The sequence below is a fragment of the Cardiobacteriaceae bacterium TAE3-ERU3 genome, from assembly GCA_019218315.1.
In the GTDB taxonomy this organism is placed as follows: Bacteria; Pseudomonadota; Gammaproteobacteria; order Cardiobacteriales; family Cardiobacteriaceae; genus JAHUUI01.
Genome location: JAHUUI010000001.1, coordinates 292,161 through 313,359 on the forward strand (window position 1 = coordinate 292,161; position 21,199 = coordinate 313,359).

Annotated in this window: 19 protein-coding genes; 9 read left to right on the top strand and 10 right to left on the bottom strand. The window is 50.7% G+C overall.

The window, feature by feature from the left end:
- Positions 1-14 precede the first annotated feature (14 nt).
- From csy1 to cas6f, 4 genes are read left to right on the top strand one after another with little or no spacing between them, the layout of a single operon-like run.
- Positions 15-1,376, top strand: a complete 1,362-nt coding sequence (csy1, locus tag KRX19_01320) for a type I-F CRISPR-associated protein Csy1 (protein ID MBV7433650.1) — start codon at positions 15-17, stop codon at positions 1,374-1,376.
- Positions 1,373-2,314, top strand: coding sequence for a type I-F CRISPR-associated protein Csy2 (gene csy2 / locus KRX19_01325; GenBank protein MBV7433651.1), 942 nt, complete (start codon positions 1,373-1,375; stop codon positions 2,312-2,314). The genes csy1 and csy2 overlap by 4 nt, the downstream gene beginning before the upstream one ends.
- 1 nt (position 2,315) lies before the next feature.
- Entirely contained in the window at positions 2,316-3,308 is a 993-nt protein-coding gene (gene csy3 / locus KRX19_01330) for a type I-F CRISPR-associated protein Csy3 (GenBank protein MBV7433652.1), read from the top strand.
- The gene (cas6f, locus tag KRX19_01335; GenBank protein ID MBV7433653.1) at positions 3,308-3,958 is read left to right on the top strand and encodes a type I-F CRISPR-associated endoribonuclease Cas6/Csy4; all 651 of its coding nucleotides are present in this window, start codon (positions 3,308-3,310) and stop codon (positions 3,956-3,958) included. The genes csy3 and cas6f overlap by 1 nt, the downstream gene beginning before the upstream one ends.
- A gap of 1,891 nt (positions 3,959-5,849) precedes the next feature.
- Here cas6f and KRX19_01340 read toward each other — a convergent pair.
- The 6 genes from KRX19_01340 to tyrS form a co-directional block, all read right to left on the bottom strand.
- Positions 5,850-5,993: a hypothetical protein gene (locus tag KRX19_01340; protein MBV7433654.1), complete on the bottom strand. Its 144-nt coding sequence runs from the start codon at positions 5,991-5,993 to the stop codon at positions 5,850-5,852.
- A gap of 111 nt (positions 5,994-6,104) precedes the next feature.
- The gene (gene rlmKL / locus KRX19_01345) at positions 6,105-8,246 is read right to left on the bottom strand and encodes a bifunctional 23S rRNA (guanine(2069)-N(7))-methyltransferase RlmK/23S rRNA (guanine(2445)-N(2))-methyltransferase RlmL (protein MBV7433655.1); all 2,142 of its coding nucleotides are present in this window, start codon (positions 8,244-8,246) and stop codon (positions 6,105-6,107) included.
- A gap of 342 nt (positions 8,247-8,588) precedes the next feature.
- Complete coding sequence (locus tag KRX19_01350; GenBank protein ID MBV7433656.1) at positions 8,589-9,059, bottom strand: DNA starvation/stationary phase protection protein; 471 nt, start codon at positions 9,057-9,059, stop codon at positions 8,589-8,591.
- Between the two features lie 99 nt (positions 9,060-9,158).
- Positions 9,159-9,776, bottom strand: a complete 618-nt coding sequence (locus tag KRX19_01355; protein MBV7433657.1) for a hypothetical protein — start codon at positions 9,774-9,776, stop codon at positions 9,159-9,161.
- Between the two features lie 2 nt (positions 9,777-9,778).
- Positions 9,779-11,218 carry a serine protease gene (locus tag KRX19_01360; protein MBV7433658.1) on the bottom strand — a complete coding sequence of 480 codons (1,440 nt, stop codon included), beginning with the start codon at positions 11,216-11,218 and terminating at the stop codon, positions 9,779-9,781.
- Complete coding sequence (gene tyrS, locus KRX19_01365) at positions 11,215-12,474, bottom strand: tyrosine--tRNA ligase (protein MBV7433659.1); 1,260 nt, start codon at positions 12,472-12,474, stop codon at positions 11,215-11,217. Before tyrS ends, KRX19_01360 begins: the two co-directional genes overlap by 4 nt.
- Between tyrS and KRX19_01370 the strand changes: the two genes are divergently transcribed.
- Positions 12,473-13,723 (top strand): peptidoglycan DD-metalloendopeptidase family protein, encoded by a 1,251-nt coding sequence (locus KRX19_01370; protein ID MBV7433660.1) that lies wholly within the window; start codon positions 12,473-12,475, stop codon positions 13,721-13,723. The two genes, tyrS and KRX19_01370, sit on opposite strands and share 2 nt — an antisense overlap.
- Positions 13,720-14,229, top strand: a complete 510-nt coding sequence (locus KRX19_01375) for a dihydrofolate reductase (GenBank protein ID MBV7433661.1) — start codon at positions 13,720-13,722, stop codon at positions 14,227-14,229. The genes KRX19_01370 and KRX19_01375 overlap by 4 nt, the downstream gene beginning before the upstream one ends.
- Before the next feature lie 119 nt (positions 14,230-14,348).
- Here the strand turns inward: KRX19_01375 and KRX19_01380 are convergent, their stop codons facing one another.
- Positions 14,349-15,086 carry a metallophosphatase family protein gene (locus tag KRX19_01380; protein MBV7433662.1) on the bottom strand — a complete coding sequence of 246 codons (738 nt, stop codon included), beginning with the start codon at positions 15,084-15,086 and terminating at the stop codon, positions 14,349-14,351.
- A 285-nt stretch (positions 15,087-15,371) separates the two neighbouring features.
- Here KRX19_01380 and KRX19_01385 point away from each other — a divergent pair, with 285 nt between their 5' ends.
- The 3 genes from KRX19_01385 to KRX19_01395 all read left to right on the top strand — a co-directional run bounded on the left by KRX19_01385 (position 15,372) and on the right by KRX19_01395 (position 17,818).
- Positions 15,372-16,307 (top strand): glycosyltransferase family 4 protein, encoded by a 936-nt coding sequence (locus tag KRX19_01385; protein MBV7433663.1) that lies wholly within the window; start codon positions 15,372-15,374, stop codon positions 16,305-16,307.
- Positions 16,308-16,516: 209 nt separating this feature from the next.
- A complete protein-coding gene (locus KRX19_01390; GenBank protein ID MBV7433664.1) occupies positions 16,517-16,978 on the top strand; it encodes a hypothetical protein in 462 nt (153 codons plus the stop codon).
- A 21-nt stretch (positions 16,979-16,999) separates the two neighbouring features.
- Complete coding sequence (locus KRX19_01395; protein MBV7433665.1) at positions 17,000-17,818, top strand: kinase/pyrophosphorylase; 819 nt, start codon at positions 17,000-17,002, stop codon at positions 17,816-17,818.
- Between the two features lie 38 nt (positions 17,819-17,856).
- On the opposite strand, the gene KRX19_01400 is transcribed toward KRX19_01395, so the two are convergent.
- The 3 genes from KRX19_01400 to KRX19_01410 all read right to left on the bottom strand — a co-directional run bounded on the left by KRX19_01400 (position 17,857) and on the right by KRX19_01410 (position 21,125).
- Positions 17,857-18,543 carry a phosphonatase-like hydrolase gene (locus tag KRX19_01400; GenBank protein MBV7433666.1) on the bottom strand — a complete coding sequence of 229 codons (687 nt, stop codon included), beginning with the start codon at positions 18,541-18,543 and terminating at the stop codon, positions 17,857-17,859.
- Entirely contained in the window at positions 18,540-19,652 is a 1,113-nt protein-coding gene (locus KRX19_01405; protein MBV7433667.1) for a TIGR03364 family FAD-dependent oxidoreductase, read from the bottom strand. Before KRX19_01405 ends, KRX19_01400 begins: the two co-directional genes overlap by 4 nt.
- Positions 19,653-19,790: 138 nt before the next feature.
- Complete coding sequence (locus tag KRX19_01410; GenBank protein ID MBV7433668.1) at positions 19,791-21,125, bottom strand: esterase-like activity of phytase family protein; 1,335 nt, start codon at positions 21,123-21,125, stop codon at positions 19,791-19,793.
- Positions 21,126-21,199 lie beyond the last annotated feature (74 nt).

Consider the following 21,199-nt stretch of genomic DNA (forward strand, 5'->3'; position numbering starts at 1 on the left):
TATCGGAACAACTCATGACAGACATCAACGCCGATACCTTCCGCCAAGCCGTCACTGCTTTCCTGCAAGCACAATTCGAGAAAAAATCCGACAAGCAACACAAAGCACTGGATAAAGCCCGCGAGGCTGGCGACAGCGCTGCAATTGCCAATCTTGAAGCTGAAATCGCCGATATCCGCGATAAATACGCCCGTGATAACTGGATGGATGAAGCTGCCAACCGCCTCGCCAAGCAACTTAATTTTGGCACGCATATATCCAAAGGTATTCATCCCGACGCCAAAGGGGACAACGTCACGTTCAGTAACCCACCCGACTTACCCGACACCCTGATTGGCTCACAAACCATCGGTGATTTAATGCTCGATGCCAACGGCAATGCCGCTGCCCTGCCGCTCGCAGCCTTTTTCGATTGGCCGGTCACCGACAGCTTACACATCCGCGATGTCATCCAGCAGCATCCCGAACTCGCCCAACCAGCGCTTGCCGCTGATCAGCAAACCGCAGCCGCCTACTTGCAAATTTTCCAAACCACGTTGTCTGGCGACATGACCGCCCCACAAACCCACGAGCGCAACAAACAAATCCTGTGGCCGGTTGGCAGTCTCGACGAAGACGCTTACCACTGCCTCGTGCCGCTCTACCCGTCTGCACTTACCCACCACGTCAAAAACACCCTCGACGACCTTCGCTGGAGCGACACCAACAAAACCGCACGTAGCAACCGCTACAAAGCCAACGCCGAACAGCAGCCCTATGTCACCCTGGATAACCTCGCCGTACTGCAACTTGGAGGCGCCAAACCACAGAACATCAGCCAACTGATGAGCAAACAGGGCGGGCGTAATTACCTGCTGCCATCCCTACCGCCAACCTATCATAGCGACGGTTATCCTGGTCTAACCCGCAACGGCACCACCTTATTTAACAAATCTCTGTATCGCCATTGTTCGCTACTATTTTGCGGCTTAAGCGAAGTAGTAAAAAACCCGCGCAATAATGTCGATGTGCGTGAATACCGTACCAAACTGGTTGAAAAACTCGTCCTGCGCGTCCTTGATGTTGCCAAGCATCACCGCAACGACCATCCCGCCGGCTGGACACGCCAATTCGAGGAACTCGATGAAATGCAGGTCTTTTGGCTCGATCCGCACCGTGGCACACTGGATGGCGAAAGTGACTACGAGAACCGCGACGAAGAAGACTGGCGAACCCCAATCAAAAAGGATTTTGCCGCATGGGCGGTTGCACGACTGCAAACTCTGTGCAAAGAACAGGCACAGGATTTTGCCGATGCTGAAATCCGTTACTGGCGCAAATTCTTTATCGATGGTATCAACACATTGGCACGTCAAAATGAGGAGGTCTGGACATGAAGCAACCACTACAAGGCTATTTGCTGCTCGACAGCATCCACATTACCTATGCCAACGCCGTATCCAGCCCCTTAACCTATGGTTTTCCTGCCATCACTGGATTTCTCGGTGCGATGCACGCACTAAACCGCAAAACCCGCCAACACCCGGCATTGGCAAATATCACTTTTGACGGCATCGCCGTGGCCTGCCATGAGCACCACATACTCACTAACCAACGCAGTCCCTACGCCGACCACACTTTCAACCAAACCCGTAACCCCATCCTCAAATCAGGCAAAACCGCCGCCATCGTCGAAGAAGGAAAATGCCACATCACCGTATCACTGGTGATTGCCATTGCCGCCGATAGCGACCCCGACGACCATACGCGTAATGAACTCATCAACTGCGTACGCCAACGCCTGTGGCAACAGCGTATCGCTGGCGGCAGCATCACCAGCGACCCGCAGCAAACCCGTATCGAATACATTCCCGCAGCCAAAGCCGACACCATACCAGTCGAACTACTGCCCGCTTATCTACTCATGGACGCCGGTAATGACCTCGCCGACATCACCGCTGAATTGCGCAAAAAGCACCCACAAACTACCCCGCTTGATGCCCTGATTGATGTTTGTACCCTGCACCACATCCCCGAAAGCAACGGTAAACATACTAAATGGCATGTACAAACCGCCAAGTCCGGACGCGGCTGGCTAGTACCAATTCCGATTGGCTATCAAGGTATCGCACCACTATTTGCCGCAGGCACACTTGGCAACGCCCGCAACCCCGACTACCCCGCGCAATATGTCGAAGCTATCTACACACTCGGCAAATGGCTGTTCCCCTACCGTCTGAAAGACAACGACATCAAAAATGCCCTGTGGCATTACCACTACGACCGCGAAAACGACCGCTACCTCGCCACCCAAACACCCAACAAGGAGCATTAACATGACCCTCAAAACCGCATCCGTACTCGCCTTTGAAAAAAACCTCGACTGCTCGGACGGCTTCTTCTGGCAATACGACAGTGCTAAGCAAGACCAGCCTGCAACACCGGTTGGCATCAGCGAAAAATCCGTACGCGGCACCATCAGCAATCGCCTCAAAAACGCCATTGCCAACGATCCGCTAAAACTCGACGCTGAAATCCAGAAGCCCAACCTGCAAACCATCGACAACGCAGCACTCGATGAGGACAAAGATACCCTATTGGTCAAATGGAGCTGCAAAGTCCTGCCCTTTAGCGGTCAGCCCTGCGCCTGCAATAATCAGGACTACCAAACAGCTCTGATGGAGCAAGTACAAAGCTACATCGACGAACACGGCTTTGCCGAACTCGCCAAACGCTATGCTATCAACATCGCCAATGCCCGTTGGATGTGGCGCAACCGCGTCGGCGCCGAGCACGTCGAAGTCCGTGTACGCTGCGGGAAAGAAGAACTCATCTTCAAAGATGGAAAACAATACAACATCCAGCACTTCGACCACAGCGACACACAACTCACCCCCCTTGCGCAGTGGATTGCCGATGGTCTCGCCGACAAACAATTCACCATCCTCTATATCGAAGCGCACGCCAAAGTCGGTTACGGACAGCAAGTCTTCCCCTCACAAGAACTCGTCCTCGACACCGGCAACCGCAAAAGCAAAGTCCTCTACCAAATCGACGGTAAAGCTGGCATGCACGCACAAAAAATCGGCAACGCCCTGCGCACCATCGACACTTGGTATCCCGATGCTGAATACCCAATTGCCGTCGAACCCTATGGCGCAGTCACCAGCATGGGGCAAGCCTTCCGCCAGCCCAAAGCCAAGCAGGATTTTTACAGCCTGTTCGACAAATGGATCACCAAAGGCGAAAAGCCCGGTGTCGAGCAGCAGCACTACGTCATCGCCGTACTTATCCGCGGCGGTGTCTTTGGTGAAAGTGGGAAAGAATAATGCGCGCCTATCAAGAACTCACCATTATTCCCGGTGACGACATCAATCCCTATTTCATCTGGGGCAAACTATACATGCAACTGCACCTCGCACTCGTCGAGGTGCAGAATCCCGACGGACGGGTCAACATCGGCGTCAGTTTCCCCAAATACCGCTACCAACCCGACAGCGACAAACCCATAGCCACCCTCGGCAACCAACTGCGTATCTTTGCCCCTGACCGTGCACAACTTGAAACCCTGAACCTGAACAAATGGCTTGAGCGCCTCAGCGACTATGTGCACCTGCCCAGTATTCAAGACCTGAGTCCCGACAAAATCAAAGGGCATATGCAAGTCAGCCGCTTCCGACAGGACAAAAACCAACAGCGCATCACCCGCCGCTACGCTAACCGTCATGATATGGAGTACACTGAAGCTAAACGCGAACGTAACCAACGCTACGCCGAAGCACACGGCATCAGCCTCGCTGCAGCCGAGCGACACTACGATCGCCCCAAGCTACAGCAACCACCGTACATCAACATGCAAAGCCTCAGCGGCGAGCAACGCTACCGCCTCGAAATCAACCAGCAACCCATCAACCAAGCCCAAACCGGCACATATAACACCTACGCCCTCAGCAGTATCGCTACCGTGCCGCATTGGTAACCAACAGATCCCCCTCTTATTTAAATTTAAGAGGGGAAGGTTTTATACATAACAACCAGCTTGCAAATATAGCAAGACTCCAGAGAAATGGTTACAGCATATAAAACAATACATTGTTCTTATTTTATTTTTGGTTATTCTGCAACCGTTCTTCTGGAATTAGGCTGTAATCGCCCCAACAAAACTACCGACATATATCCTCAGCCAGTACAATAAACCCAATTTAAACCCAAAAATTTTCGCTCTTTAACAACTGGCATAAAAACAGTGTGTTGCAAGAACGGCAATTTTTTTGGGTAAAACCTCAAAATCTATCGAAAGCCGCATGACAACACAATTTAAATCCAATATACTCTTGTCCACCACCGCACAGGTGGCTTAGAAAATCATGCTCAATAACAAGACAAGCACCCTGATGTCCACCACCGCACAGGTGGCTTAGAAAATCCAAACTCACCACACCACACTGATTGAGGTGTCCACCACCGCACAGGTGGCTTAGAAAAAAAGGTGCTTTAACTTGTTGTGCTGGGATTTGTCCACCACCGCACAGGTGGCTTAGAAATTGCACGGACGCTTACGACGGGCGGCAATGTGGTCCACCACCGCACAGGTGGCTTAGAAAAATGCCGGATAAGGAATGCCTGACGGCATAACGTCCACCACCGCACAGGTGGCTTAGAAAGTATTACCACGGCGCAGACAAGGCGCGCGTCAGTCCACCACCGCACAGGTGGCTTAGAAACCCAAGTTTTATCGGGTGCCCCAGCCGATGCAGTCCACCACCGCACAGGTGGCTTAGAAAGGAACCGGGAACGGCAGTTATCACTGTAATCAGTCCACCACCGCACAGGTGGCTTAGAAATCGGCCAATAGCTGTGCAGCCAGCTCTCTGACGTCCACCACCGCACAGGTGGCTTAGAAACAAGGTTGCCGATCAAAATCACTTTGTTGATGGTCCACCACCGCACAGGTGGCTTAGAAAGCCGCGTTATTGTCGCCAACACGCCCAAGCTAGTCCACCACCGCACAGGTGGCTTAGAAATTGAATGTAATCTGACCCCGCACCTTCTGGCAGTCCACCACCGCACAGGTGGCTTAGAAAACATTGGGGATAAGGAAGTTAAGTTCCAGCCTGTCCACCACCGCACAGGTGGCTTAGAAAATCAGCAGTATCTTATTTTGAACAACGTCGCGGTCCACCACCGCACAGGTGGCTTAGAAAGGCATTTTCACAGGTCCAGACGAAAAATCGCTGTCCACCACCGCACAGGTGGCTTAGAAACAGAAAATACGCTACCGACAATATCCGCGCCTGTCCACCACCGCACAGGTGGCTTAGAAATGCGTCACAGAGTGCGCGATTGTCGCAGTGCAGTCCACCACCGCACAGGTGGCTTAGAAACACAGAGAACAGTCACTAACGGCCGTATTGAAGTCCACCACCGCACAGGTGGCTTAGAAATTGGGAAACTGTCTTTAAGTTGGCCTTAGTTTGTTCACCACCGCACAGGTGGCTTAGAAAATCTTAACGCCCGACTTTGTGCGCTTCAGATAGTTCACCACCGCACAGGTGGCTTAGAAAGCCAACATCGCTCTCTTTCTTAGGGGCTGTATGTTCACCACCGCACAGGTGGCTTAGAAAATTTGATCGCTCATTGATACCCAGCTGTTCCAGTTCACCACCGCACAGGTGGCTTAGAAAAGTCGTTCAACTGTTTTGCCAATTTCTAAAATGTTCACCACCGCACAGGTGGCTTAGAAAAGCACGCCTGACGGATGATTAAAGCTGCTATCGTTCACCACCGCACAGGTGGCTTAGAAAACCACAGCATCGCGCAATAGCTCACGATAGACGTTCACCACCGCACAGGTGGCTTAGAAAATGAGATCAGGGCGGCCGGTGGCGAGGTTGAGGTTCACCACCGCACAGGTGGCTTAGAAAATCAGCTTGGCGCTGTTCGTAGCCGTCGCCAAGTTCACCACCGCACAGGTGGCTTAGAAACTGAGCGAGCGCATTTGGGAGACGACGCACAGGTTCACCACCGCACAGGTGGCTTAGAAAAAGGCGAAATACCGCCGCGTGCCAACCACTCCGTTCACCACCGCACAGGTGGCCTAGACCTGTGCGATATATGGCTACTAATTAGGATGCATGTGTGATCCGCCACACACGGTGGATGTTCGGGCGGCGCTGGAAGTCGAAGTCGATGGTGGATTTACTGATGTCTTCGACGTTGTATTCTTCAGCCAACTCAGGATCAAATTTGAAGCTGCGGTAGTTATTTGAAAAATACAGTACGCCATCTTTCGCAAGGCGGCGCATACACTGGCGCACGAGTTCAGGATGATCGCTTTGTACGTCAAATACGCGGTCTTCTTTTTTTGTGTTCGAGAAGGTCGGTGGATCGCAGAATATAAGGTCGAACTCACTGTCGCCATCGGCAATCCAGCGCATGACGTCGGCTTTGATCAAGCGGTGGCGATCACTGAGTTGGTTGGCATCAAAGTTGCGGTGTGCCCAGTCGAGGTAGTTTTGTGAGAGATCAACGCTGGTGCTGTAGGTTGCGCCGCCAAGTGCGGCATGGACGCTGGCCGAAGCGGTGTAGCAAAACAGGTTGAGTACGCGCTTGTCTTTGGCTTCTTTATAGAGGCGTTCGCGCATGATGCGGTGATCAAGAAATAGCCCGGTGTCGAGGTAGTCGTGCAGGTTGACGAGCAGGGTCGCAGCGCCTTCCTGTACCGGCAAGTATTCATCGCGCCATTCGCGCTTGGTGTACTGGTTGCTGCCACTTTGTCGTGCGCGGGTTTTCATGACGACGTTATCCGGCGAGATACCGAGTACATCCGGTACGACTTGTAAGACGTCATAACCGCGCTGGCGTGCTTTGTCTGCATCGATGGTTTTCGGCGGTGCGTATTCCTGGATGTGCGCCCAATCGTCGTAAAGGTCGATGGCAAAGGCGTATTCGGGCATGTCCTGATCGTAAACGCGATAGGCATTGGTGCCGCGCTTTTCTGCGGCTTTGCGCAGCGGCTTGAGGTTCTTGCGCAAGCGATTGGCGAACATGGTTGCTTGCTCGCTGTATGCCGGCGCATCAGCGGCCTGCTCTTTATCTTCCGGTTGTGTACCACGGTGATACAGCGCAATACGCGCTTCAATTGAGCCGTTAAAGGCCTGATAACTCTTGTGGCTGCGCAGACGCATGCGCTTGAGCATGTCGGTGTTGCTGGAAATCAGCGCCATTTGCCAATCGTCGGGGAAGGTTTTGAACGCACGACCAAGCTGCTCGTAAGTGGCAATCAAATCCTGCACTTTGCCAATACGCTCGCCATACGGAGGATTCGAGAGCAGCAAGCCCACGCGACCGTACGCCGGCTGCGCTTGCAGTTCACTGACGCTACGGCGCTCGAAGTGGATATAACGTGACAATCCAGCCGCTGCGGCATTTTCGCGCGCCGTCGATAAGGTATGCCCGTCGCTATCAAAGCCGTAGATTTTGTTGTTCAGCGCTGCAAGCCCTGCTTCACGGCGCGCTTCAGCTTCTTCTTTCATACGTCGCCATTGCGCAGGGATATGGCTTTGCCAATGTTCGAAACCAAAATGCTCACGCATTAATCCCGGCGCGATGTCTGCCGCCATCATCACCGCTTCAATCAACAATGTGCCTGCGCCGCACATCGGATCAATCAATGATGCGCCTTCTGCGGCCAATTCCGGCCAAGCAGAACGGTAAAGAATGGTTGCGGCAAGGTGTTCTTTGATTGGCGCTGCGCCTTGTGCTTGGCGATAGCCGCGCTGGTGCAATGCACCACCGGATAAATCCAAAGCTAATGTGACTTTGCCTTTGCGCAAATGTGCATCAATGCTGATGTCAGGATTTTTCGCATCGACATCAGGACGACGGTGAAGCTTATCGCGCAACACGTCGACAATCGCATCTTTGACTTTAAGCCCGCCAAACTGGGTATTGCGGATGCCTTGCCCGATGCCGTTAAAGCGTACGGCAAAGGTATTGTCGGCGCTGATATGGTCGTCCCAGGGGATGGATGCAGTGAGTGCGTAGAGATCGTCAGGGTTTTCAATCTCACCCTCGGTCAACACCCATAAGATACGGCTGGCTACACGCGACCACAGGCAAAGCTGGTAAGCAGTTTTGAGGTCACCATGGCCAGATACAACCGAGACGCCCACGCGTACATTCTGTAAGCCGAGCTTTTCAGCTTCTTCGGCGAGTACTTGCTCGCTGCCTTTGGCGCAAGGCAGGATGATGGCTTGGGGGGTAATATCTTCAGTCACGGTTCTATCCAGCAGTCAAAGCGTCCACTATAACCAATTCATAAGCATTTGAATATGTATTCAGGGCGCATTTGTACAAAAGACAAAATTTATTAATATCACTTTTCAATGAAAGCTTAAACATTATGCCGGGCATACCAGCAAAAGAGGCCCATCAAGCCTCGCGCAGTGAGCATCGTATAAGCCCAAAAACCTGAATATTATCGATATGATCTACGCATAGATGGCTGCCAATTTTTCAGACAAAAAAAGCCCCACTTAATTCAGTGGGGCCGATAATGGCTGGAGACCTATGCCATTAAGCTATAAATGTCCAAGCTAAAATCAGGCTTAGTCTTCAAGCAGCGAGCGCAGCATCCATGCATTCTTTTCATGTGTCTGCATGCGTACGGTCAGTAAGTCAGCGGTTGGTTCATCGCTAGCTTCTTCAACTGCCGGGAACAATTCACGGCATGTACGTGCTACCGTTTCCTGACCTTCGACCAACTCACGGATCATGGTTTTGGCATCATTTTTGCCATCGCCATCTTTAATGCTGGTCAGCTCGTTGAACTCTTTGTATGAGCCTGGAGCAATGTGACCCAGCGCACGAATACGCTCAGCAATTTCATCAACTGCCCCTGCGAGCTCGGTGTACTGCTCTTCGAACATCAGGTGCAATGTATTGAACATTGGGCCAGTGACGTTCCAGTGATAGTTATGCGTCTTGATGTAGAGGCTATAGCTGTCAGCCAATACTTTTGACAAACCTTTTGCGATGGTTTGACGCTGTTCGTCAGTCATTCCAATATTGATTTTCATGATATTCTCCTTAAATTTCGCTTCAATCAAATGTCGAGATAAATAATATCATATTTTTAGTTTTACAACATTAAACATCGTAAATTCCGAAACATAGCTCTATTTTTGATTTGAATTATCAATACCAAAAAATTGCTCTATGCTGCTCGATTCAGTGCCCGGAAGCGTCCATTGAGACAATCCATGATGGAAGACCGGCACACGCCCGTGCAAATCAGCAAAATAATTGTAGCTCTCGAAGAAGTTATAGCTGAACAACACCAAGAAAGGGATGGAGATAACTAACCATATACGCCGGGGTTGGCGCTGACCATAATCCGATATGTTGCGCAAAAGGCCACGAACCAGCAGAAGAAAAATTACTGCTAACAGAATATGAATAACCGCATCAAGCCATGGTACATGCCATTGAAAAGCTGCCCAATAGTGTATTTCATCACCAATATCCATGAGTAAAGACACAAATGAGACGATACCAAGTAATGGCAAGATCAATGTCGTCTTTAAAAGTGGCATCAGCATCAGATTCATCAGCCATGCAACGCCAATCAGTGCAGCTGCGCCAAAAAACAGCAATTTAAAATCAAGTACGTAGCGAGAAGACGTATTCAAGTAGCCAATAGCAAGCGGTACAAGTAACGCCAATATAAACCAAAAAACCACCATGACAGGATGGGTGAGGAGGCGCCATGCGCCGGTTGGTTGATATCTATCCATAATTAATCCACCCATTCAATCTGCTCAAGCATGTGCGCAAGTATCTTTCGCCCCAGCCCGTCCTGAATACCATTCAGGCCAATTTCGATAATAAAGCCTTGCTCTGCTTCGCCAATTTCCGCTGCAATCAGGCGCACGTCTTCAATTGGCTCATCGTCAATAATGAATTTCTTGCTTGGCTGGATGCAAAACGTCGTTTTAAATGGTCGCCCTGCGATTTTGACGAAGTTCGATTCACATGCAACATCGTCGTAATCACGCTGTGGGCGTAGCTGCATACTGGTGTTATAGAAATGGCTGTAGGTGCGATAAAAGCGCAACGACAGCATATCCTCGCGTGGGTAAAAATACGAATAAGAGTACGCCATTTGCCCAAGCGTAATATCGTCGCTGATAAACGTTGCGCGGTCACTGTAGCAAGCCACAGCCTCTATACCGAGCAGATCATCAACATCTGGATCCGGCGACGCATCCCAACAACGCACATCATCGCGCATCGCCAAAGGCACACGGAAATGCCCAATGGTTGTCGAAGGCCATTTTTGCGCCAATGGTCCGCCGTAATATTTGCCATTATCATCAAATAGCTGCTGTGCAATCAGGGTATTAAGATCTTTCTCGCCATCACTGACGGTATCAAGCAATTCCTGCAGATAGTCCGAAGGAATAATAAAGCTGATATCGCCACTGCGGCGCAACGTCGATACGTTTACACCAACGACTTTGCCCTGCGTATTTAGCGTCGGACCACCACTCATGCCAGAATTGAGTGAACCGGAAAAAAGCACTTGCTCACGCGCACTTTTGCGCAGCAAGCCGTTATTGGTCCCATCGACGATCACGAAGCCAAGATCATGCGGGTTTCCGAGTGCATAAAGTGGCGCGCCTTGTGGCGGAATCGGCGCAAACGAAAACGGCTCGCCCAAATGCTTATCAGCCTTGAGTACTGCAAGGTCATGCACAACGTCAACGCCAAGCAATTCCAGCGTACCCTCATTATCTTCACTATCGACATAGCTCAAAATACGGTTTTCTTTTTGTACCGCATCAGATACGACGTGATAGTTGGTCGCGAGCATACTGCCATCGCCAACGATAAAGCCAGAGCCGATTGAAGTTTTTTGCCCAGTCGCCTCATTGATTGCACGAATCTGATAGATGCTTTTTTTGTATTTGGCAAACAAATCACTAACGCTAAATGGCACTGACGCAGCAACCTTTTCAGGCACAGCCTGCTCCGCACTGACGCCACCTTCAGGTAACGTCAGCTCGTTAGCCAGCGGGGGTACGCTCTCTAGCTTCGGTATTGCCTGCGCACCTGGCTCAGCAGCACCTGCTTTAGCATCGCCACCCTCAGCCATAGTCGGAGATTGTGGCTCTGCTTGCTGTGCACATAAGCTACTGATGGCGCAGCTCAGTGCCAAAAGAATGGCGCGCATCATGCACTCACCACTACCTTAGCCATACGGCGCTTACCTACCGCGACAATTGCATCAAAGCCAGCTTCAATCAAAAGGTTTTTATCTTCTACTTTCTCGCCATCAATCTTGACCGCGCCTTGCTTGAGCATGCGCAACCCTTCTGAAGTACTTGCGACCAAACCTGCGTCTTTCAGCATATTGGCAATAGGCATCGGCTCTGCGGCTTGTAGCGTAATCGTCTCCAAATCGTCAGGCACTTGGTTTTTCTGGAAGCGTGAGACAAATGCCTCTTGGGCATCCTGTGCCGCCTGCTCGTCGTGGAAACGCGCAACCAGTTCTTGCGCCAATTCAAATTTCACATCACGCGGATTACGGCCATCAGCTACAGCCTGCTTCAGCCCCTCAATATCTTCAAGGCTGCGGAATGACAGCAACTCGAAATAGCGCCACATCAAATCATCAGAGATTGACATAATTTTGCCAAACATCTCATTTGCCGGCTCAAAAATGCCAATATAGTTACCGAGTGACTTACTCATCTTCTGTACGCCGTCCAAGCCTTCCAAAATAGGCATAGTCAGCACAGTTTGCGGCGCAAGCCCGTATTCACGCTGAATATCACGGCCAACCAGAAGGTTAAATTTCTGATCCGTACCGCCAAGCTCAACGTCAGCCTCCATTGCCACAGAGTCATACGCCTGAGTCAGTGGGTACAAAAATTCATGAATGGCAATCGAACGACCTTCTTTATAGCGCTTATTAAAGTCATCGCGTTCAAGCATGCGCGCCACGCTGTATTTTGCGGTCAAGCGAACCATATCAGCGGCTGTCATCGCGTTCATCCACTTTGAGTTAAAGCAGATTTCTGTCTTCTCCGGATCGAGAATTTTAAAAACTTGATCGGTATACGTGCGTGCATTTTCCTCGATCTGCTCACGCGAAAGTGGTGGGCGAGTCGCATTTTTACCAGAAGGATCACCAATCTGCGCCGTGAAATCACCAATCAGGAATAAAACCTTGTGCCCCAACTCCTGAAATTGGCGCAACTTATTCAGAACCACTGTATGGCCGAAGTGCAAATCCGGCGCAGTTGGATCCATGCCCAGTTTCACGCGTAACGTCTTGCCCTCTTTAATGCGCTCAGCCAGCGCTTCTTCACCAATCAATTCATCAGCACCGCGACGAATCACGGCAAGTTGTTCTTCTAACGGGATCATAATGCGTTCCTTGATAAAAATCGTTACAATAACCGACCATTTTATTTTGTCTAACGGCATGCCGCATAATAAAAATACTGATCGCGTCGTCAGGCGCATACTGCCTTGGCTGCTCACTCTGAGCATCAGTGGATTAGCACTCTACTTCTTCTACCCACATTCTAGCGAGTACGTCGCACCCGAAGACGATGTTTATGAAACGCCATATGATACCGCAAGCGAAGAAGAGTACCCACCCCAAGAGAATGTAGAAGAAGAAAGTAAATCGATGCCATCCGATGACGCACTAGACACGACGATAGATGAGCCACGCGATAAGCAGGATACGCCTCCACCAGAATCAGAACCTGAAAAGGAAGTACCCGGGTCATCACAACCGCCGCTAGAAATTGAAGACGAATCTGAACCACCAGCCGAACCTGAAGCAACGCCTGCTACAGAGCAAACATCAGCCGAGGCTGACGAACCAGCTGCATCCGAGCAAGCGGAGCAGCCTCCCGAACCGCTAAATGGCTTCGTCAAACACACCCGTAGCTTCACCAATGCCAACAACTTTTGGCTGGCTATTTCAAAAAGCGATTTAAACCCAACCCTTATCGAGCAACTTGAGCCACTGAAAAAACGCCTCTCATGGCGGTCACTCAAGTCTGTCGACATCCTCTATTCTAATTACTACAGCGATGGCGAATTTAATCCGATCAACAGTAAGCTGCTGATGGTCCGTGGTAACGCTGGTAAAAACAGCTGGACGTTCTACGCTCGGGAAAAAAAAGGCGAGACCTACTTTTACGACAGTGAAGGCGAAGCACCTGAACCATCAATGGACCGCGCACCACTTAATTACACGCGCATATCCTCACCATTCAACCCACGTCGCCGCCATCCCATTACCGGTCGCATCACGCCACACGAAGGTGTTGACCTCAAGCAAGCCTATGGTACGCCAGTACACACAACAGGAAATGGCGTCGTGACCTTTGCCGGCAACCAACATGGCTACGGCCGAATCGTCATCATTCACCACCCGAATGGCTATGAAACCCGCTATGCTCACCTCTCAGCAATCAGCGTCAAGCAAGGCCAGCACGTCAAGCGTGGTGACGTCGTCGGTAAGCTTGGCAATTCCGGCTTTTCTACTGGCGCACACTTGCACTATGAAGTACGCATCAACGGCGTACCGCGGGATCCCATGCGCGTTAAGCTGCCTTCATACAACCCAATTCCTCGTAGAGACATGCAGGCATGGCGCTTCCGCACCGCGCAATACCGCGAAGAAATGAACGATTTACTACACAAGAAAAAAGCATGAACAAAGCCGAGATCAACCTCATCGTCGCGCAAAGCAACAACCGCGTGATCGGCCGCGACGGCGATATGCCATGGCACTTACCGCGCGACCTCAAATGGTTCAAAAGCCATACCAGCGGCTATCCAGTCATCATGGGGCGGAATACCTATCAATCCATCGGCAAAGCACTCCCCAACCGCCGCAATATCGTCATCAGCAGCGCAGATCCCAGGCTATTCCCCGATGCTGAAACTGTGCGTAGCCTCGATGAAGCACTTATGAGCGTCCAGCAGTCAGAGAAAGCATTCATCATTGGCGGCGGCCAACTCTACAAAACAGCCATGGCGCTCGCTGATCGCCTCATCGTCACCCATATCGACACCACTATCGACGATGGCGATACTTTTTTCCCCGTTATTCACTCGGAAGAATGGCAGCTCGTCAGTGAAGAACAGCACGCCGCTGACGAAAAAAACCCGCTCGATATACGCTTTTGCATATATGAGCGGAAAGGTCGTTCAATCTAATACCGCTAATTTGTGCTTCGCTATACCTGTGAGGCACAGCCCGGCAAAGCGGGTACAGCGGATAATAAAAGTACTGTCTTATGCTTAATTCCTGTGCCCGTTGTGTAGAGAGCTCCCGATTACGCCCGTCCTGACAACAAAAGCTGTGCCCAATCTGCTCGTCCATTTACTTTCGCCAGTGCAGCAGCCTGCTGCCAATCATAGGCCAATCGTATATGCTCGACGTCCCAACCATATTGCCTTTGCTGCAAAATGGCATACTGCGCATGCGGGCTGCCGCTTTCCATCTTGTGCAACTGTGGTGCATCATCAGCATAAGCTGGCATCCCGACACTGCCCGGATTAACCACCAACTGTCCATTGCTCAATTGAACTACTCGCGGTAAATGCGTGTGCCCACAGCAAACCACCGCATGATTGTATCCAGCGAGAGAAGCCGTGATTTCGTCGTCATCACGCAGCACCATGCCGCCATCGATCACCTTTTCCAACAAATAGGTTTCATCGCAAGTCGGCGAGCCATGACACAACAACACATCACCAATAACCGCCGTAGCAGGTAACTGCCGCAGCCAATCCAGCCCTGCATCACCCAATTCTGTGAGCACAAAATCTATGGTTGGATTTCGCGTTCTATCGCCTGTAGCTGCTTCGAGCAGCAATCTGTCCTGATTGCCGCTGATCGTCAGGGCATCTGACTCCTGCAAAAGTGCCAGAGTATTCGCTGGTGCAATCGGCCCATAAAAAATATCGCCAAGATTGACGATTTTATCTACGCCACGGCGTGCTATATCAGCCAATACGGCTTCCAGCGCTGGTGCGTTGCCGTGGATATCCGCAATAACTGCCAGTTTCATGATGATTATTCCTTATTAAAGTCATTCAACTATACACCACCGCCGCCTCGGTACTGTCATGGCCTACCAAGCCACCATCAGCACAATAAAAACAATATATAAATAACATCCATAAGATGGCAATATAGCGCCATATAAATTTGGCAGGACTAATTTTGGAGGCAATCGGTGGGCAAGCCCTATATTTTTAATTTATTAAATTCAAGCTACCGTGGGGGTATAGAAGAAATGTATCTCCAGTATAACAACATCCTGCAACAGCTTGGATATAGAGTCCTTTGCATTGTGCCCGATGATTACCGCTACTTTGAGCAGAACCAAAACGTTGAGTACAACAAGCTCAACATCAAAGGCTGCTACGATATAAAAGCCACCTACCGCCTACATCAACTAATCAAGCAATATAAACCTCAATTTCTACTCAGCCATAATGGCCACAGCCACAGTATAGTAGCGCATTGGATGCGTTTTTTTCGTCGCTGGAGCCCACACAAGCCAACGACTATCGGCATCAGCCATGGTTGCTTAAAACGAACACAACACTTTGATGCGCTGCTCTGCGTCAGCCAGTATCTCGCTAATGAAGCGCAGCAATCAGGCTACCGTAACCCTATATGGCATATGCCGAACTTCCTCGCATCTCTACCCGCCAACACAGTAAAATCAGATCACGCCTCTCTAGTATTTGGCCTGCTGTCCCGCCTATCTCCAGAGAAAAATATTGGCTTGGCAATAGAATCCTTGGCCATAATCAAGCAACGCCACCCTGAGCTTGATATCAAGCTGGCTATTGCTGGTGATGGAGAATGCCGCGATGAACTAGAGCAGCAAATTATCGCCCATGGCCTTGAAAAGCACGTATCCTTACACGGCTGGATTGGAGATAAAGATAGATTCTTTGCAAATATAGATGTATTACTACTTCCCTCAATACGAGAATCATTTGGCCTCATTATTCTTGAAGCTTTTGCGTGCCAAACGCCAGTCATTGCAAGCAGCATCCAAGGGCCGGCCGAGATCATAAAGCACGATCATAACGGATTACTCTTTCCTTCAGGGAACGCAGAGCAACTTGCCGAAAACATGCTCAAATGTGCAACCGATAAGCAGCTACGCACAAAATTAGCCCTAAACGGCAAGCATTCTTTAGAAGAGCACTACCTTTCTGAGCATGCAAAGAAATCGTTAAACGAAATTCTTAAATCCCTATCCAATCATTAAACACTACTGCAATAGCCATGGCTGCCAAATACCTTGATTGACAATAACCCAGCGCCAAGATGTAGCGCCACTCATAAGCCACGCAGATATGCTTACAAATTAATCCCCGATACAAATTCCTGCTTCTATGCCTAACTATAAGATCTGGCGCATTATCAATAATCATTTGCTAGAATCATAAACTTAACTTTTATTAATTGAGCCAGTAAATGAAAAAGATCATCGCATTATTGTCACTCGCTTTTGCCTTCACCCAAGCGCCTGCGCTCGCGGCACCCATATTCGTTGGTACAGCCGAAAAAATCGTCAAGGTGGCTGACCTTCCCGATATTCCTGAGCTCGAATTAGCGCCTAATCAATATCTAGATGTTGGCTACTGCTATGAGCAATTCCAGCTGATTTTCATCCCTGTCTGGAACTATAATGAACACTATTGCGGCTACGTCTCTGACGACACATACACCGAAACCAGCAAAGAAGAACTGCTCGAGATTTCGAGTATTTTGGAGGCTGATACCAGCTGGGATAACGACGACCCCAAAATCCCCATGACGGATCGCGTTTGGGGTAAAGTTGGCCTTGTCGCCCTGCTGCTGATGTTCATCGCCTATCAGGCCTCGAAAAACAAGAAATCAGCTCGCCGCGAAGACCCAACTAACACACCCGACTAACCCCACACATCAGGCTCAACAATGACCACACGCCACGCATTTTTCATCTCTGACCGTACTGGTATCACCGCTGAAAGCATGGGGGAGGCGCTGCTGAGCCAGTTTGACCACATCAACTTTGAACGCAGCGTCCATCCATTTATCGACACCCCAGAAAAAGCGCAGCAAATTGTCGCGACCATCAACCGAGCAGCGGAAGAAAGCACTTTGCGCCCATTGGTCTTTTCCAGTATTGCCAATAAAGACCTGTGCAACATCATCACTACCAGCAGCGGCCTGCACATCAGCTTTTTCACTGCATTCGTCGATGTGCTGGAGAAAGAGCTCGGCGTTGCCGCTAAAAACATGCCCGGGCACATTCACGGCATTACGGACACAGCTCGCTATGATCAGCGCATGGAAGCGGTCAACTTTTCACTCAATCACGACGACGGCATCAGCGACAAAAACCTACAGCAAGCAGATGTGATTCTCGTCGGCGTCTCGCGCAGTGGCAAAACCCCAACCTGCCTCTACCTCGCCCTACAACACGGCATCCGTGCCGCCAATTACCCACTGACTGAAGAAGACCTCGAAAACAACGGCTTGCCACGTATGCTGCAACCATTCAAGGACAAACTCTACGGCCTCACCATCGACCCCGAGCGCCTGCATTTTATCCGCAGTGAACGCTTGCGCAATTCACGCTACGCCAGCCTCTCGAACTGCAAGCAAGAAGTCCGTGCGGCAGAGCGCCTGATGCGTAACCACCGCATCGCATTCACCAGCACCACGCACAAATCAGTCGAAGAACTCGCGGCAAACATCATTCTTGCCAACGGCCTCAAGCGCCGGACATAAAGCATCCAGGGTATGTGCTGAGGCTTAAAGACGACCACTTACAGGAGGATATTTGCCAGGTCAGTCAGTTTTTCCAGCACATAATCCGGCTGAGCACGGCGTAGCTGCGCCTCGTCCTGCGCACCGGTCAAGACACCAATACTCAAACCACAGCCAGCATTCTGCCCTTCCTCAATATCAATCACCGAATCACCTGCTTTAAGCACTTTTTGCGCATCACTCACGCCAGCCATATCCATCGCCAGCAAAATCATATCCGCGGCCGGACGACCATTATCAACGTCATCAGCAGTAACCAATCCGTCAATATCACGGCCGACTTGCCACCCGACAATACCGAGTATTTTTTCAGCCGTGATACGGTTATAGCCAGTATTGAGGAAAACCTTGATACCGTTATCACGCAAGCGCACAAACAGATCTTCAATCCCTGAAAAAGCACGCACACTATTGCCGTCATACCCCTGCGCCAGTCGTTCTTTAAAATCGGCAAAAATCACATCACTCTCATCGTCTAGCTGCTCAGGATCAATGGCCGACTCACCAGCAAGCACATCGTGAATCGCTTGCCTTTTTTCCTTACCACCGCCGTGCTCAAGGCAACTGGCTAACGACACATCATATCCCCGTGTATTAATTGCATCGCGGACCGTCTTATAGACCAGATTACCCTCATCAATCGTCGTCCCTGCCATATCAAAAACACACAGTTCGATCGTATTCATGCCAATACCTCTTCAATCAACTCCTCACCAAAAGCGAACCCGGTCGATGCACCAGTACCGCTGGTGACCAGCCCAACAATCACGCCCTGCTCAGGCCGCGCCTTATACACCACATCCGGTGAAGACAAATACACACCTTGCCAACGCTGCATCACCTGATACCCGCCGGGGATCATGCGCTGATATTCATTGAGAATCAGATCATCAACCGCCTCATTGCGCCACGGGTTTTCCTCTTCCGCGTAGCTGTGGCTATCACCCACAACCAACGAGCCATCTGCAGACTGCACCACAATCAAATGCACCCCGTGGCGACGTTCTTCGGCCTGCTCCTGATCGAGCAATTGCGCAAGATGCTGCCCTTCGCGCAACATGGCAAAGCCATCGTAACGCGCCAAGCTCAAATCAGACATCAATGCAGACGCCATGCTAAAGCGCTCCTCAGGCATGATACGCAGCATATTCAAGCTGCATTTACGCGCCTGAACCGCCGTAATCGCATACGGATATAGCTCAGCCACATCTACGCCAGGGCAAACAACAATACGCTCGGCATGAATACTTCCTGCTGTCGTACGCAAAACAGGCGGCTCAACTGCGTTCACAGTCGTATTGAACAAAAATGTGACGCCGTGCGCCTCTGCCAACCAAGCAGACAGTTGCTTAATCGCATCGCGCGACTCAACCCGCAGCTCATGCGGACTAAATAACACACCCTCTCCCTGGCCAAGATAAGGTGCTTGCGCTGCTATCTCTTTTTGACTGAGCAAACGGCATTCATGCCCCATATCCGTGCGCATAAATGCCTCAAGCACCGCCATTGCCTCAGGGCGCTGTGCCAGCAAATGAGTACCGTGCTGCAAAATATCAATGCCCGCTTGAGGCGCAACCTCCGCCCAGACCTCGCGCGAGCGCATCGCCCGCGCCCAATGCGCACCAGCACGCTGGCCGGACACCGTCACAAACCCAAAATTGCGCACCGACGCAGCAATACACTGCGCATGTCGCTCAATCACGACCACACGCAAGCCTTTACGCACCGCAGCCAGCGCGCATGCCAAGCCCAAAATTCCGCCGCCAACAACCGCGACATCATAAGTTTTTACCATTACTCTTCTCCAACCAAGTGCCGACCGCACAACCAACGCATTGAGGAGAATACGCGGCAATACTGATTACAAAGTGATGCCGCACATTCTGCAAAAAAGCCGCCAGAAACCCGGCGGCTTAGCAGTATCCAAACGCAATCAATGCTTGAGGAAATCACCCACATCAAGCAAAATCAGCTCATTGTCATCCGCCTGATTTGGCTCGCGGCTCGATGAAAACGGCAAGTTATTGTCGTTACCGACCACGATATGCTGATCGTCGATGACATCCACATTTTCAATCGTGAAGAACGGGAAGGTAAACACGCCATCATTAAGTGGCTTACGCGCCACACCATTTGGGTCCTGAATATTCATCAGGTCGATATACGCCACCTTTTCAACCTCACCACCGCCTTCCGGCAAGCGCACCTTATATACGCGCTTGAACTGCGCCGGCTTGTCAAAGCATTGCGTCGTATCTTCCGCACCTTCAGCACAGGCCTTATCTGCCGTACCTTCAAGGTTGTCACGCTCAATAATCAGGCCGTACTCTGCATCAATCATATTGAAATCGCCGATCGCGTAGGCATTGTCATCAAGCACGTATTGCCACGACGTACCGGTAAACTCACCCTTGGCTGGATCAAAAGCGAGAATCCGCAGATAGTTTTTACCATCAACGTTTTCATACTCACCTTTTTCCACGTCATATAGCGTGCCTTCGAGCAACGGATAGAGCATGCTGCCATCCGGTGCTGCGGCCATGCCCTCAAATCCCTTCGAGCGCGATGAAGAAAATGCCAGCAACTCACCATCGGGCTTGCGTGGCAACGACAGCGCCGGATTATCCGGTGACTGCACCACCTTGCCATCAACCACCGTCTCATACACGGCCAAAACCTTGCCCTCCTTATCTACCTTAATCAGGTACGGACCAAATTCCTCGCCAAGCCAGAAATTGCCATCAATGACCTGAATACTCTCAAGGTCAAAATCGCTACCGGTCAAATAACGCGCGTCCGTACCTTCATGCACGATGCGCTGCGGCACGACTTTATCCGGATCGTGCAAAAAGACCGTTTCCAGCGGCTCAAACGTGCCCTTGTCATAATCGATCTGGTAACGGCGCCAGAACAATGCCGTATCCGGTGAATTGGCCTTACTGCCAAAGCCATTGTCAGTCAGCAACCATACTGAGCCATCATCATTGACGACAATCCCCGAATGCCCTTGCACCGGCTGACCCTCAAATGGTAACGACACACCTGTCGGGCGACCGCCTGATTTACCCTCGACGCTGCCAATCTCATCGACGCGCACGCCGGTTGTAAACTTGCCGCTGATCTTTAAATCAGCAGGCGCATCTTCCGGTACATCCAAATAGGTTTCAGCTGGCAATAGCGCATGCCCCGCCAAAGTCGCCGTAAATTCCTCTGCTGCTTGCACGTGAGCTACCGCCAGAGCAATTGCTGCGGTCAGTAATTTTTTCATGTTTGATCCTGTATAAGAAACACTGCGCATACCATAAAACGCCTGTGTAACCGTTTTATGTCAGAAAATACTTG